This is a genomic window from Microbacterium sp. F01 (genome assembly GCF_056156365.1).
In genome coordinates this window covers 636,357-651,348 of the sequence record NZ_CM149592.1, presented here as the reverse complement: position 1 = coordinate 651,348, position 14,992 = coordinate 636,357, and the positions used below count along the sequence as shown (strand labels likewise).

The following is a 14,992-nucleotide window of genomic DNA, read 5'->3' as shown; positions in this document are numbered from 1 at the left end:
CGCAGGCACAGCCGACCACCATATGAGGGCAGGGGGAATCCAAGAGCGCAAAGACCTACTATATGTCGGACGACGCGCCGTGTCCAGTCCGATTCTTGAAAAGTTCCGGATGCTGCGGTATAAGCCCGAAATCGACCGCACCCGTGCGCCCGGCGCAGGGCCGGAGCGCACGGGTGCGGCTCGTGATCGGGACTACTTCTTGCCGAGGTTGCCCCTGCACGCCATGCCGGGGTTCACGCCCACGTCGATGCCCGCGCTCACGAACATCCCGTAGCTCTGGATGCCCTTGTACCCGTGCTTCTGGTTGCCTCGCATCGCAAGGGCGTCGTCATCGAAGCCCTCGGGGTTCCCCTCGACGCTGTCGACGGTGTCCTGGCCCGAGAACGCGCACTCCGATGCGGAGTTGTTCGCGCCCTGCGCCTCACCGCCGTTCCCGTTGACCTCGCCCGCCATCGCGGCCCCGCCGCTGCCGAGCACCAGCCCGATCGCGACCACCGCGCACGCCAAAACCTTCTTCATTGCTTTTCCTCCCCTTGAATGACGCCCGGAGCCCCGATCCGGACGACGGTGTCCACTTCGACGCCGTCACCGCCGCAACATACTCCTGCGCACGCCCGCGCGGAAGGGAGGCGCTGGACGCGAAGCGGGATGCGCCCCGGCCGAGTCGGCGCGGGGGCATCCGATACATCAATGCACTGAAACCATGGCGGAATCGCCCGGATCGCGCCAATATATGCACATGACTGGGGTGGAACACCCCGTGATCCGTACGCCCGACCAGCGGATCCGGGTGTTCGTGAGCTCGACCCTGCGCGAGCTCGCGGAAGAACGCGAAGCAGTGCGGTCGGCCATCGAGCGACTCCGGCTCGCCCCCGTGATGTTCGAACTCGGCGCCCGCCCCCACCCACCCCGAGACCTCTACCGCTCCTACCTCGCCCAATCCGACATCTTCATCGGCATCTACGGCCAGAGCTACGGCTGGGTCGCCCCCGACGAGAACGTCTCCGGCCTCGAAGACGAATACAACCTCGCCCCCGCCGGCATGCCCAAACTCATCTACGTCAAAGACACCGACACCCGCGACGAACGACTCACCGGACTCATCGCCCGCATCCAAGCCGACGACACCGCCGCCTACCTCCACTTCCACAACGCCCACGACCTCGAAGACCAGGTCGCCGGCGACCTCGCCATGCTCCTCGCCGAACGCTTCGACCAGTCACGGCGCACGGAGCCTGCGACGGCCGCCGAGATCTCGCTCGCCGCACGCGTGCCCGAGCCGTACACCGAGACGATCGGGCGCGAGGGGGAGCTCGCCGAGATCCGGGCGCTCCTGGCCGGAGGCCTGCACCGCGTCGTGAGCCTCATCGGGCCGGGTGGCATCGGCAAGAGCCGGCTCGCGATCGAGGCAGCCCACGCGAACACCGACCTGTTCCCCGACGGGGTCTACTTCGTGCCGCTCGAGGGCGTGCTCGAACCGGGGCTCCTGCTGCCGACGATCGCCTACATCCTCGGCGTACGCGACACCGGTGCGGCCACGCTCGAGGAGCGCATCGCGCAGGCGATCGGCGACCGGCACGTGCTGATCGTGCTCGACAACTTCGAGCAGATCATCGACGAGGCGCCGGTCCTCGTGCGCCTGTACTCGCTGGCGCCGCGCGCATGCTTCCTGGTGACGAGCCGCGTCGTGCTGCGCATCCGCGGGGAGCGTGTCTTCGAGGTCGAGTCTCTCGCGACCCCCGCGCCGGACGTGCCTGCGACGCTCGGGCAGGCGCAGGCGTCCTCGGCGTGCGTGCTGTTCGCCGAACGTGCCGCGTCCGCGCTCCCCGGCTTCCGGCTGACCGTCGAGAACGCGGCCGATGTCGTCGCCATCTGCCGCCGGCTCGACGGGCTGCCGCTCGCGATCGAGCTCGCCGCCGCGAAGATCCGGCTCCTCTCGCCGCACGACGTCGCCGAGCGGCTCGGGCACAGCCTGCCGCTGCTGTCCACCTCGGTGCGGGATCTCCCCGACCGTCATCGCACCATGCGCGCGACGATCGACTGGAGCGTGGGCCTCTTGGCCGACGAGCAGCGCGCGATGCTCGAGGACCTCGGCGTCTTCGCCGCCCGGTTCAGCCTCGAGTCGGTCGAGGCGGTGGGCGAGACCCGCTCGTGGGGCCCCCAGACGATCGAGACGCTCGCCGCATTGATCGACGCATCGCTGGTGCAGCGCATCGACTCCGGCGGCCGCTCGGTGTTCTCGCTCCTGGCGATCGTGCGCGAGTACGCCCTCGAGAGGCTCGTGGCCCGCAAGGCCGCCGACGAGATGCGGATCGCCCACGCCGACTATTACCTCGACCTGGTGCACCGGGTCGCGCCGCGGCTGCGCGGCGCCGAGCAGATCGACGCCGTCGCCGAGCTGGGGCTCGAGGTGCCGAACCTGCGCGCTGCGGCCCGCCACCTCGTCTACACGAACCGGCTCGACGACGCTGGCGACTTCGCATGGACGATGCTCGCCTATTGGTGGATCTGCGGGTATTTCGCCGACGTGCGGCTGTGGATGCTGGAACTGCTGGACAAACGGATGCCGCTGACCCCGCGCACGCGCGCGATCGCGACGTTCTTCCCGCTGTGGGCCGAGCTGTGGCAGCGGCCGAGCGGGCAGGCGGTGGAGGTCCTCGGCGAGGTCGTGCGGCTGTTCACCGAGGCCGGCGACGAGCAGGCCGCCGCGATGGCGCTCGCGGCGAAGGCGTCGACACGGCTGCAGTTCCCCGACCTCGACGAGGCGGTGTTCCTGGCCGAGATCGGCGAGGCGATCGCAACGCTCCACGACCTCGGCGACAGCTGGGCGGAGTCCCTCGCCGAGACGGTGCTCGGCCAATTCGGCATGCTGCGACGCGACATCCCGGCGGCCCTCGAGCACCTCGGTCGCGCCGTCGACATCGCCGACGCCGCCGATGACGCCTTCACGCGTGTCGTCGCGGGCAACAACCGCGCGCGTCTGCGCTTCGTGCTGGGCGAGCGCGACGAGGCGGAGTCCGAGTTCCTGCTGACGCTCCTGCTGTCGATCCGGCTGCACTTCGTCGACGGCGCCACCTACGGGCTGGAGGGCATGTGCGCGATCGCCGCCTCGCACGGCGACGCGTGGCGCGCCGGCGCCCTGGCCGCGGTGGCGGCCACGATCCGCGAGACGACGGGCATCTACGACATCGAAGGGTTCGCCGTGCACCTCGCACCGCTGGAGGCGCTGCGGGCCGTCGACCCCGAGAGCGTCGAGGCCGGCGAGCGCGCAGGGAGGGAGATGGGCCTCGCGGAGGCCATCGCGATCGCGCTGCCCGACGCCGACGCGGACGTCCGCGAGAAGGTCCCTTCGTGGTGACGGGCCTCGAGCGGACTCCCGTGATCCGTACGCCCGACCAGCGGATCCGGGTGTTCGTGAGCTCGACCCTGCGCGAGCTCGCGGAAGAACGCGAAGCAGTGCGGTCGGCCATCGAGCGACTCCGGCTCGCCCCCGTGATGTTCGAACTCGGCGCCCGCCCCCACCCACCCCGAGACCTCTACCGCTCCTACCTCGCCCAATCCGACATCTTCATCGGCATCTACGGCCAGAGCTACGGCTGGGTCGCCCCCGACGAGAACGTCTCCGGCCTCGAAGACGAATACAACCTCGCCCCCGCCGGCATGCCCAAACTCATCTACGTCAAAGACACCGACACCCGCGACGAACGACTCACCGGACTCATCGCCCGCATCCAAGCCGACGACACCGCCGCCTACCTCCACTTCCACAACGCCCAAGACCTCGAAGACCAGGTCGCCGGCGACCTCGCCATGCTCCTCGCCGAACGCTTCGACGAATCCCGTACGGCAGGGGAGCCCGGCGCCGATGTCGCACCCGTGAACCTGGTCGGCCGCATCCCGGTGCCCTACACGACGACCATCGGCCGCGAGGCCGACATCGATGCCGTGCGCACGCTCCTGGCGCGGGGCACCGACCGCGTGGTGAGCCTCATCGGTCCCGGCGGCATCGGCAAGAGCCGGCTCGCGATCGAGTCCGCCCGGGCGTGTACCGACCTGTTCCCGGACGGCGTGTACTTCGTGCTCCTCGAGGGGGTGCTCGAGCCGGGACTGCTGCTGCCGACGATCGCCTACTATCTCGGCATCCGCGACAACGGCGAAGCCGCGCTCGAGGAGCGCATCGCCCATGCCCTCGCGGATCGCCGCGCGCTGATCGTGCTCGACAACTTCGAGCAGATCGTCGATGCCGCACCCGTCTTGGTGCGGCTGTACACGGTCGCGCCCACGGCGACGTTCCTGGTGACGAGCCGCATCGTGCTGCGCATCCGCGGCGAGCGGGTCTACGACGTGCCGCCTCTCACGACGCCCGCCGGAGAGGGCCCGGCGAGCCTCGACCGCACCACGCGCTCGGCGGCCGTGTCGCTGTTCGTCGACCGGGCGCGGGCGATCGATCCGCACTTCGACGTCACGCCCGACAACGCGCGGGACCTCGCCGACATCTGCCGCCGGCTGGAGGGGCTGCCCCTGGCGATCGAACTCGCCGCGGCGAAGGTGCGCCTGCTCACCCCGGCGCAGATCGCCGCGCGTCTCGAGCAGAGCCTGCCGCTGCTGACGGCCGCCGTGCGCGACCTGCCCGAGCGACACCGCACGATGCGGGCGACGATCGACTGGAGCGTGGGCCTGCTGCCGCCCGAGCAGCGCGACCTGCTCGAAGACCTCGGGGTGTTCGCCACACGGTTCACGCTCGACGCCGTCGAGGCGCTGGGCGAGTGGCGCTCGTGGGGCGGCCACGCGATCGACGCGCTCGCTGCCCTCGCCGACGGCTCGCTCGTGAAGCAGAGCGAACTCGGGGGTCGGCGGGTGTTCTCCCTGCTCGCGATCGTGCGCGAGTACGCGCTCGGGCGCCTCAAGGAGCGCGGCGACGCGCAGCGCGTGCGGCGCGCCCACGCCGACTACTACCGGGGGCTCGTCCAGCGGATCGCCCCCGACCTCGGCGGGCGCGGGCAGGCCGACGCGGTCGTCCGGCTCGGCCTCGATCTGCCGAACCTCCGCGCGGCCGTGCGCCACCTCGTCTACACGAACCGGCTCGACGACGCCGGCGACTTCGCGTGGAGCCTGCTCATCTACTGGTGGATCTCCGGCTTCTTCGCCGAGGTGCGGGTGTGGATGCTGGAGCTCCTCGAGAAGCAGCACGAGCAGCCGATCACGGCTCACACCCGCGCGATCGCGTGGTTCTTCGCGCTGTGGGGCGAGATGTGGCAGCGGCCCAGCGAGCAGGTGGTGGCAGGCCTCGGCGAGTGCGTCCGCCTCTTCCGCGAGAGCGGGGACGAGGATGCCGCGGCGATGGCGCTCGCCGCCCGCGCGACGGCGCGCGTGCAGTTCTCTCATCTCGACACCGACAAGGCCGACGCCGAGCTGCGCGAGGCGGTCGTCACGCTGCGGGATCGCGGCAACACGTGGGCCGAGGCGATCACCGAGGTCTCGCTCGGCCGGCTCGCATGGGTGCGCGGTTCCACCGACGACGCCCTCGCGCACTTCGACCGCGCCACCTCGGTCGCCGAGGCCCGCGGCGACCTGTTCACGACGTCCGTCGCCGGAAACCTCCGGTCGCGGCTCAACTTCCAGCTCGGCCGCATCGACGAGGCGGAGCGGGAGTTCGTCCACACCCTTCTGCTGTCGATCGGGCTGCATTACGAGGAGGGTGTCGCGTACGGGCTCGAGGGCGTGTGCGCGGTGGCGGCCGCGCACGGCGAGGCGTGGCGGGCGGCGGCCCTGGCCGTGGCGGCCGGCGAGATCCGCCGGCGCATCGGCATCTTCGACGTGGGGGCCTTCACCGTCCACACCCCGTACCTCGAGATCCTCCGCGGCCGCGATCCGCAGAGCGTCGACGCGGGCGAGATCGCCGGAGCCGAGCTGACGGTCGCCGAGGCGGTGCAGCTGGCGCTCGCGGAGCACGAGTTCGCGACCGTCGCCGAGGCGCTCAAAGCCTGGTAGCCGGACGGATGCTGCGGGCCGCAGCATCCGTGAATCCGAGGTATCAGGACCCGGCGCGCAGCGCTCTGGTGCGGTGAGGTATGCGCTCGTATGCTGTGCACCGGACTGCACTCCTCGGATTCATCAGGTGGCGGTGCCCGTGGGGAACGGGCAGCGGAGCGAGGGGGTCGGGATGGCTCTGGTTCCGGATGTGCCGCGCGTCGACATCGACGCCGACGCCGATGCCCTCGACGTGCGTCTGGATCCTGCCCCGCCCGGCACCGGCCCGGATCAGACGGGCATCATGCTGCTGGCCGACGCCGTGCTGGAGGCGCGCGCGGACACCGTGGCGACGGTGCGCGTGCATGGATCCGACGACTTCCACTACGCCGTGATCGTCGCGCGCGACTCCGGGGTGGAGCTGGTCCACCTCGAGCCCGACGGCGACGGCTACTCGGCGCGGATCGCGGTCGCCGACGGCGAGAGGGTGCACCTCAGCATCGTCGCGAGCGACTTCGAGACCGGGATGGCCGCGCTCGCGGAGAAGGTCGCGCAGGGCGGCATGGGCGCCGGCGGCGAAGAGGCCGCGATGGCCGAACCTCCGCCCGACCTCGGAGACGTCTTCGGCGGGGGCTTCGGCACAAGTGGCCGATCTCCTGGACTCGCGCCCCCGTCCATGGCCGCTCCCGCACCGCCACCACCAGCACCGGCTCCCGCACCTGCCCCTGCGCCCGGTCCTGCGGCGCGGCCGGCGGCGCCGTCGACCGGTGTCTCGGGTGCCGCGCCCGTGCCGGCGTTCGTCGACGCGGCGATCCCGTCGCGGCTCGTGCAGGAGGTCGAGTTCGAGGCGGTGATCCGGGTGTCGCTGCAGGACCTCGTCCCGACCGCGGGCACCGCGCACATCAAGGCTCCGGCGACCTTCGACCCGACGCGTGAGATCGAGGTGGCGGTCCAGCTCCGCGGGCTCTCGTTCGCCGACGGGCAGACGGCGTCTCTGACCACCACCCTGCCCGACTCCGCCGACGAACCCCGGCGGCTCGTCTTCCGGCTCGTGCCTCGGGATCCCGGGCGCGGCCACATCACGGTGAAGTTCACGCAGCCGCCCGTGATGGCGACACTCGCCACGCTCGCGCTGAGCGCCCCGATCCTCCCCGCCGATGCGGACGAGGGCGGCACGGGCGATGCGCACGTGGTCGAGGCATCCGTCGCCGTCCCGCCGCGGAGCATCGCCGACCTGCCCACGCTCGCGATCGACGAGTCCATCGCGAGCGGCGAGAGCGAGCTCGTCATCACCGCGAAGGTCGGGGAGACCGTGGCGCGCCACACGGCGCATCTCCCCGACAAGGCGGGCTACGTCGAGCAGATCTACGCCGACCTCGCCGCCATCCGCTCCGCGTACGAGGAGGAGGCGAAGGATGACGCCGAGGCCGCCGCCGCGACCGCCCGACGCGAGGTGCGCTCGCTCGGTGCGCGGATCGCGCGCGAGCTCCTCGGCGACGACGTGAACTCCCTGCTGTGGAACCGGCGGCGGCGCATATCTCAGCTGGTGCTCCAGACGTCGGGCGAGCTCGACATCCCGTGGGAGATCGTGCACCTGGTGCCGGTGGGCAACCAGCGGCCGGACGCGGATCGGTTCTTCCTCGGCGACCTGGGACTCATGCGGTGGATGTACGGAACGCCCCGGCCCACCGTCATCCCGATCGATCCCCGCCGCGTCGTCGCCATCGCGCCGAGCTACGTCAACCGGCGTCTGCGCCTGCCTCGCGCCCGCGAGGAGGTCACCGTGCTCAAGAAGCTCCTCAAGCGGGCACCCCGGACGGCATCGGACTCCGCCCAGCTGCGCGACGCGATCAGCGACGGCGACTTCGACCTCCTGCACTTCGCCGGGCACGGCCGCTGGCGCGATGTGGCTCCGCTCGGCCAGGAGATCGCGTTCGCGCGCTTCTCGCTGCGGCGCAACGACGATTCCGCCTCGTACACCGACTCCGATGCCCGACGCGACATGCCCGAGGCCGGCAGCGATCGGGCGCGGGAGTCGACGCCGTTCGTCTTCCTGAGCGCGTGCGATGTGGGGCGCTTGCGCTCCGGAGCCACCGGCCTCGGCGGGTTCGCCGAGGTGTTCCTGCGGGGAGGCGTCGGGGTGTTCATCGGGTGCTCCTGGGCCGTGCGCGACGACGTCACATCGGTGTTCGTCCGCACGTTCTACGAGCAGGCGCTGCGCGACGGGGCCACCCTCGGCGAGGCCGTTCTCGCCGCGCGCCGCGCCGCGCGCGAAGCGGGCGATCTCACCTCGCTCGCGTTCACCGTGTTCGCCGATCCCCGTGCGAGGTTCGAGCCCCGATGACCGCCCGACAGTCCGGGCCGCCCGCACCACCGCCCACCGCCATCCACCAGCAGACAGGACGTGACATCATGCCCACCACCACAGCCTCCCGCGGGGCGACCCTGAGCGCGGCGGAGCTCGCCGCGCTGCGCAAGCACGTCGTCCACACCGCCGACGGCAAGCTCGCCAAGACGGCGCCGGCGAAGCCCCGCACCGTCGAGGACTTCGCGACCACGGCCGACGACGTGCGGCGAATCGTCACGACCGACCTCGCGGCCTTCGTCGAGCAGCAGGCGAAGAAGGCGCCGAAGGGCGACGTGCCGCCGCCCGTCCCGGTGCTGATCTGGGCGCACGGCGGGCTCACCGACAAAGGCGCGGGGCTGCTGACCGCCCACCACCAGGTCGCGTGGTGGAAGAAGAACGGGGTGTACCCGATCCACCTGGTGTGGGAGAGCGGACTCATGACGACGCTGGCCGACGTCATCTCGGGCAAGGCCACGGGCAAGAGGGGGTTCACCGACATCACCGATCTCGCCGTCGAGGCCGCCGCCCGCGTGCTCGGCGGACGCAAGTTCTGGGACGACATGAAGCTCGACTCTGCGGCCGCCTGCCTCCCCGCGATGAAGGACGGCACCCGCGGCGGCGCGGACGTGCTCGCCGGAGCCCTGCGCGAGTACATGGCCGCCAACCAGGGGGCGATCGAGATCCACGTCGCCGGGCACAGCGCGGGATCGATCTACCACTCGCACTTCGTCCCGCGGCTGTTCGACGGCGCCGATGCCGTCGATCACGTCGCGAGCGTCACCTTCCTCGCGCCGGCCGTGCGGCTCGACACGTTCGAGGCGACGCTGCTGCCCCTCGCCGAGTCCGGGAAGATCCACGACGTCGCGATCTTCACGATGGACGAGACGCACGAGAAGCGGGACAACACCGCGGGGGTCTACCGCAAGTCGCTGCTGTACCTCGTCTCGCGGGCATTCGAGGCCGACAAGGGTGCCAAGATCCTCGGGCTCGACGAGCACCTCCGCAATGCCGGGCGCACCATGGCGTACCTCGGCGACGACCCCGGCCGCCTCGTGAAGGGTCCGGTCTCGAAGGGCCGTCGCAGCAGCACGCAGGCGACCTCCCACGGCGACTTCGACAACGACGTCGAGACGATGATGAGCCTCGCGCGCCGTGTCGTCGGCGTGCCCGACAGCGACGAGCCCGACGGTGTCGCGGACTTCCCGAAGCGGGCGCGAGAGGTCGTGCTCGAAGGCGGGAGCTCGCGCACGCCGCGCCCCGAGCCGACGGGCGTACGGGGTGCCGTGCCCCGCAAGCTCGCGCTGTGCGTCGGCATCGACAAGTACCCGAAGGATCCGCTGGGCGGCTGCGTGGCCGACGCCGATGCCTGGGGCGCCGCCCTCGAGGCCGCGAAGTTCGATGTCGAGTACATCCGCGACGGCGACGCGACGCGCGACGAGATCCTCCGTGCGATGCTCGACAAGGTCTCGACGGCGCGGGACGGCGACATCGTCGCGATCCAGTTCGCCGGGCACGGCACGTTCGTCCCCGACCTCGACGGCGACGAGACCGACACGTTCGGCGCGAGCGACGAGGCACTCTGCCCCGTCGACTTCCGCGGGGGCGAGCTCATCGTCGACGACGACCTCGGCGCGATCTGGGACGCGATCCCGGACGGCGTCGCGGCGACGCTCTTCTTCGACTCGTGCCACTCGGGCACCGTCAACCGCGGCCTCACGCGCTCGGAGTTCGACGCGATCCAGTACCCCGCCGGCACGACGCCCCGCATGACGGTGCTGGACGGCGACGAGGAGGAGGCCTTCCGCAGCAAGCGGGCCGCCGCGCTCGGTGACGAGTTCCGCAGAGCCGCCTGGGAACGCGTCGTCGCCGTCGAGACCGACCGCGCCGCCGAGGCTCCCGCGCCCCGCGGCGACCAGCGAGAGGTGCTCGTCAGCGCGTGCCAGCCCAATCAGGTGGCGCTCGAGACCAACGGGCACGGCGTGTTCACGACCGCGGCGCTCGCCGTGCTGGCGAAGAGCCCCGGCCTCACGAACAGCGAGTTCGTCGCCGCCGTGGTCGACAGCATCGACGACGACTACGAGCAGCGGCCGATGCTCTCGGCGGCCGGCTCGCTCGGCTCTCGGGTGCTGCTCACGTCGCTGCACGACACCGTCGAGAAGCAGAAGCTCGTCGCCGAGACGGACGGCCAGCGCTCGGCGGCCGACGTGCGCACCGCCGCGATCGTCGCGATCCTGCGGGCGACGGCGGACCTGCTGGAGTCCGGCCCGCAGTAGCCGCTCCGCTGCGGGGTGCCACGACCCGCGGGATCCCGTTGCGGATCCCGCGGGTCGCGGCACGCGAGGCGCGGGATCAGCCCGCCGGGCGGGCGTGCCGGAAGCGGATGCGGGTGCCCGGACGCGCCTGCGCGACGAGGTCGAGGCTCGCGTCGGTCACGACCGCGATGACGGGGTAGCCGCCCGTCACGGGGCCGTCGGCGAGCAGGATCGTGGGCCGGCCGCTCGGCGGCACCTGCAGCGCGCCCGGCACCATGCCCTCGCTCGCGAGCTCGCCGGTGCGCACGCGCGCCAGCGCGGGCCCGTCCAGGCGCGCGCCGACGCGGTCGGCGTGGTTCGACACGGTCCACACCGTGTCGAACAGGGTCGCGAGCGCCGCCGGCGCGAACCAGTCGGCCCGCGGACCGGGCGCGAGCTCGAGTTCGAACTCGCGGTCGTCCGGCGCCCCCCAGCCGGCGGGAGGAGCGACAGGAATCGGTGCCGCCACGTCGTCGCGCGCGCCCAGGATGTCGCCCCCGCGCAGCGCCGCGGGTCCGAGTCCCGCGAGCAGATCGGTCGCCCGCGAGCCGAGCGCGACGCGCGCGTCGAGTCCCCCGCGGACCGCGACGTAGCCGCGCGCACCGTGCGCGAACCACTCGAGATGCAGTTCGGCGCCGGCACGCCATTCGTGGGCCTCGTACGGATCGACCTCCCGCCCGTCGAGACGCACCGTGCCCCACGCCCCCGTCACCGCGACCCAGAGGTCTGTCTCGGCCACGGCGCGCAGCCCGCCCATCGTCACCTCGAGCCCGGCGGCGCCCTCGGGGTTGCCGACCAGTCGGTTCGCCGTACGCAGCGCCCCGCGGTCGAGTGCCCCTGACACCGCGACGCCGACGGATCCTGCCCCTTCCCGCCCGAGATCCTGCACCGTCGTCAGAAGACCCGGTTCGACGACACGGATGCCGCGTCCCGTCGCCCCCGGCCGCCCTCCCTGCGCCGCGAGATCAGGAGATCCGGCGAGAGCAGGTGGATTCGGCGCGAAACGTCCTGTTCCCGCCGGATCCCCTGATTCCACCGACGCGCGATGGGCGGCGGGCACCGGGCGGAACCGCACGCGCCCACCCGGGGACAGGAGCGCGGGGGACGCGGCATCCGGGTCGAACAGGCGTGCCGCGGTCGTGCCGATGAGCCGCCAGCCACCGGGTGTGTCGCGCGGGTAGGCGCCGCTGAAGACGCCCGCGAGCCCGACGGAGCCCGCCGGCACGCGGGTGCGCGGGGTCTCGAGCCGAGGCACGTCGAACGGCCAGTCGTCGCTCACGAGGTATCCGAAACCGGGCGCGAAGCCGGTGAAGGCCACCCGCCACTCCGCCTCGGTGTGACGCCGCACGAGCTCGTCGGTGTCGACGCCCAAGAGGCGCGCGGTGTCGGCAAGATCTGCCCCGTCGTACGCGATGTCGAGCTCGACGGTCGGGGCCGCAGCATCCGTCTCCCGCACCGCCGTCGTGGCCGCGGCGAGCGCCCACGAGCGGGCCGTGGGCACGGGAAGCACCCGGGCGTCGACCCGCACGAGCACGGTGCGTGCCGCGGGCACGAGGTCGACGACGCCATCCGGACGCGAGGCGGCGAGCGCGGCGTGCAGCGGGAGCACCTCGTCGAGCGCGCCGACCTCGAGGAGGAACGCGCGCTCCCCCATCGGGCGCAGGCGCGGGGTCACCACGGCGCCCGCACCTCGACGCCCGCGGCGTCGAGCGCCGCGCGCACGGCGCGGGCCATGTCGACGGCCGACGGCGAGTCGCCGTGGACGCAGAGGGACGCGGCATCCGCGTGCACGAGAGAGCCCTCGAGCGCCTCCACGACGCCCTCGCGCGCGAGGCGCACGGCACGCTCGGCCACCCACTCCGGGTCGTCGAGCAGGGCGCCGGGCTGCGTGCGCGGCACGAGCGAGCCGTCCGGCAGATAGCCGCGATCGAGGAACGCCTCGCGGACGAACGGCAGACCGACGGATGCTGCGGCCCGCGCGATCTCGCCGGGCAGGCCCAGCACGGGCAGAGGCCGGCCGAGCATGGCCGAGCGGTCGGCGATGGCGCGGGCGACGGCGTGCGCCTGCTCGCGGTCGGAGATGACCGCGTGGTACAGCGCCCCATGCGGCTTGACGTAGCGGAGGTCGGCGCCTGAGTCGGCGAGCGCGGCCAGCTGCTGCGCGACAGCGGCGGTGAGCTCGGCGGGGTCGATGACGACGGCGATCCGGCCGAAGTTCGCGCGATCGGGGTAGGACGGGTGCGCCCCGACGGCGACGCCGAACCGCTCGGCCCGCACCACCGCCTCGCGCATCGACGCTGCATCGCCCGCGTGTCCGCCGCAGGCCACATTCGCGCTCGAGATCACGGCGAACATCGCCTCGTCGTCGGCCGTGGGCACGCCGTCGACGGTCTCGCCGAGGTCCGCGTTGAGGTCGATCGCCGCCATTCTTCAACGGTACTGCGGAGCCTTGCGGTCGGCCCCGTGCCCCGGAACTTCGACGCCGGGCGCGGTGCATCATGCTCACACCGCGACCCGCCTCGTTACGGATCCGTAAAGGCTGGCGGCCGACAGGTGCGCATTGCGACACCGCGGGGCAGGATGGAGCGCATGGCCCGAACCACCCCCCGCCTCGCGGCCGGAGCGCCGTTGCTCCAGGTGCGCGACGTCGCCGTCCAGTTCCAGACCATCGACGGCCCGGTGCACGCCGTCGAGGGCGTCGACCTCGACATCGCCGCCGGCGAGACGCTCGCGATCGTCGGCGAGTCCGGCTCGGGCAAGTCCACGACCGCGATGGCGACGATCGGACTGCTGCCGGGCAACGGCAAGGTCACCCAGGGCAGCATCCTCTTCGAGGGCGAAGACCTGGTGGGCGCCCCCGAGAGCAGGATGCGCACCATCCGCGGCCGCTCGATCGGTCTGGTGCCGCAGGACCCGATGTCGAACCTCAACCCGGTGGCGAAGATCGGCACGCAGATCGCCGAGACCCTGCTCGCCCACGACCTCGCCACCCGCAAGGACGTGGACCGCAAGGTCGTCGAGACCCTCGCGGCGGCGGGCCTGCCGAACGCGGCAGAACGGGCCAAGCAGTACCCCCACGAGTTCTCCGGCGGCATGCGCCAGCGCGCGCTCATCGCGATCGGCCTCGCCTGCGACCCGAAGCTGCTCATCGCCGACGAGCCCACGAGCGCGCTCGACGTCACGGTGCAGAAGACCATCCTCGACCAGCTCGGGCGGATGACGAGCGAGCGCGGCACGTCGGTCATGCTCATCACGCACGACCTCGGCCTCGCCGCCGAACGGGCCTCGAGGGTCGTCGTGATGAACCGCGGTCGCATCGTCGAGCAGGGTCCCGCGCGGCAGATCCTCGAGGATCCGCAGCACCCTTATACCCAGGCCCTCGTGAAGGCGGCCCCTTCGGTCGCCGCCGTGCGGCTCCGGCCCGAGGTGTTCCGCACGAGCGTGCCGGGGATTCCGGCGCCCGACATCTCCCCGGCCGACGAGAAGGACGCCGCACCCGTCGCCGTGAATGAGCCCGCCGCCGAGCTCGCTCCCGCCGAGCCCGCGATCGACCAGGCCGGCACGGGAGCGGACGCCGCGGCCGAGGCATCCGCTCCCGACAACATCGTCGAGGTGGAGGGGCTCACGAAGATCTACCAGGTGCGCGGCAGCAAGGAGGACTTCGCCGCCGTCAAGGACGTGTCCTTCGCGATTCCGCGCGGCGAGACTGTCGCGATCGTGGGCGAGTCGGGGTCGGGCAAGACGACGACCGCGCGCATGCTGCTGAAGGTGATCGAGCCGACCGAGGGATCGATCCGGTTCGACGGCGTCGACGTCGCAACGCTCAAGGGGCGCCAGCTCCGCGACTTCCGCCAGCGGGTGCAGCCGATCTTCCAGGACCCGTACTCCTCACTCAACCCCATGTTCTCGATCGAGCGCATCATCACCGAGCCGCTCGACTTCTACAAGCGCGGCTCCTCCAAGGACCGCGCGAAGCGGGTCCGGCAGCTGCTGGACGACGTGGCGCTTCCGCAGACCATGCTGAGCCGCTATCCGTCGGAGCTCTCGGGCGGCCAGCGCCAGCGCGTCGCCATCGCGCGGTCGCTCGCGCTCGCGCCCGATCTCATCGTGTGCGACGAGCCCGTGTCGGCGCTCGACGTTCTGGTGCAGGACCAGATCCTCCGGCTGCTCGGCGACCTGCAGCGGGAGTACGGCCTCAGCTACCTCTTCATCTCGCACGATCTCGCCGTGGTGCGACTCATCAGCGACTACGTCTGTGTGATGAAGGACGGCGAGCTGGTCGAGGCGGCCTCCTCCGAGGAGATCTTCACCAACCCGCGCGACCCGTACACGCGGCGCCTCCTCGCGTCGATCCCGGGCAACGAGCTCGACATCGCCGTCTGAC

At 71.9% G+C, this 14,992-nt stretch carries 8 protein-coding genes; 5 read left to right on the top strand and 3 right to left on the bottom strand.

The features are described from left to right. Nucleotides 1-192: 192 nt before the first annotated feature. Nucleotides 193-519 carry a hypothetical protein gene (locus tag ACVN90_RS02835; protein ID WP_475100686.1) on the bottom strand — a complete coding sequence of 109 codons (327 nt, stop codon included), beginning with the start codon at nucleotides 517-519 and terminating at the stop codon, nucleotides 193-195. Nucleotides 520-739: 220 nt separating this feature from the next. Between ACVN90_RS02835 and ACVN90_RS02830 the strand changes: the two genes are divergently transcribed. The 4 genes from ACVN90_RS02830 to ACVN90_RS02815 all read left to right on the top strand — a co-directional run bounded on the left by ACVN90_RS02830 (nucleotide 740) and on the right by ACVN90_RS02815 (nucleotide 10,590). Further along, nucleotides 740-3,358 (top strand): DUF4062 domain-containing protein, encoded by a 2,619-nt coding sequence (locus ACVN90_RS02830; protein WP_475100685.1) that lies wholly within the window; start codon nucleotides 740-742, stop codon nucleotides 3,356-3,358. Then, complete coding sequence (locus ACVN90_RS02825; RefSeq protein ID WP_475100684.1) at nucleotides 3,352-5,991, top strand: DUF4062 domain-containing protein; 2,640 nt, start codon at nucleotides 3,352-3,354, stop codon at nucleotides 5,989-5,991. Before ACVN90_RS02830 ends, ACVN90_RS02825 begins: the two co-directional genes overlap by 7 nt. 172 nt (nucleotides 5,992-6,163) lie before the next feature. Beyond that, nucleotides 6,164-8,314 carry a CHAT domain-containing protein gene (locus tag ACVN90_RS02820; protein ID WP_475100683.1) on the top strand — a complete coding sequence of 717 codons (2,151 nt, stop codon included), beginning with the start codon at nucleotides 6,164-6,166 and terminating at the stop codon, nucleotides 8,312-8,314. A 68-nt stretch (nucleotides 8,315-8,382) separates the two neighbouring features. After that, nucleotides 8,383-10,590: a caspase family protein gene (locus ACVN90_RS02815; protein WP_475100682.1), complete on the top strand. Its 2,208-nt coding sequence runs from the start codon at nucleotides 8,383-8,385 to the stop codon at nucleotides 10,588-10,590. A gap of 76 nt (nucleotides 10,591-10,666) precedes the next feature. Here ACVN90_RS02815 and ACVN90_RS02810 read toward each other — a convergent pair whose 3' ends face one another. Then, nucleotides 10,667-12,286 (bottom strand): 5-oxoprolinase subunit B/C family protein, encoded by a 1,620-nt coding sequence (locus tag ACVN90_RS02810; protein ID WP_475100681.1) that lies wholly within the window; start codon nucleotides 12,284-12,286, stop codon nucleotides 10,667-10,669. After that, nucleotides 12,280-13,035: a LamB/YcsF family protein gene (locus tag ACVN90_RS02805; RefSeq protein WP_475100680.1), complete on the bottom strand. Its 756-nt coding sequence runs from the start codon at nucleotides 13,033-13,035 to the stop codon at nucleotides 12,280-12,282. The genes ACVN90_RS02810 and ACVN90_RS02805 overlap by 7 nt, the downstream gene beginning before the upstream one ends. Nucleotides 13,036-13,197: 162 nt before the next feature. Here ACVN90_RS02805 and ACVN90_RS02800 point away from each other — a divergent pair, with 162 nt between their 5' ends. Further along, complete coding sequence (locus ACVN90_RS02800; protein WP_475100679.1) at nucleotides 13,198-14,991, top strand: dipeptide ABC transporter ATP-binding protein; 1,794 nt, start codon at nucleotides 13,198-13,200, stop codon at nucleotides 14,989-14,991. Nucleotide 14,992 lies beyond the last annotated feature (1 nt).

Excerpts from the sequence above, each read along its gene's own strand:
- ACVN90_RS02835 (WP_475100686.1), bottom strand. The coding sequence starts at position 519 with ATGAAGAAGGTTTTGGCGTGCGCGGTGGTCGCGATCGGGCTGGTGCTC.
- ACVN90_RS02830 (WP_475100685.1), top strand. The coding sequence starts at position 740 with ATGACTGGGGTGGAACACCCCGTGATCCGTACGCCCGACCAGCGGATC.
- ACVN90_RS02820 (WP_475100683.1), top strand. The coding sequence starts at position 6,164 with ATGGCTCTGGTTCCGGATGTGCCGCGCGTCGACATCGACGCCGACGCC.
- ACVN90_RS02815 (WP_475100682.1), top strand. The coding sequence starts at position 8,383 with ATGCCCACCACCACAGCCTCCCGCGGGGCGACCCTGAGCGCGGCGGAG.
- ACVN90_RS02805 (WP_475100680.1), bottom strand. The coding sequence starts at position 13,035 with ATGGCGGCGATCGACCTCAACGCGGACCTCGGCGAGACCGTCGACGGC.
- ACVN90_RS02800 (WP_475100679.1), top strand. The coding sequence starts at position 13,198 with ATGGCCCGAACCACCCCCCGCCTCGCGGCCGGAGCGCCGTTGCTCCAG.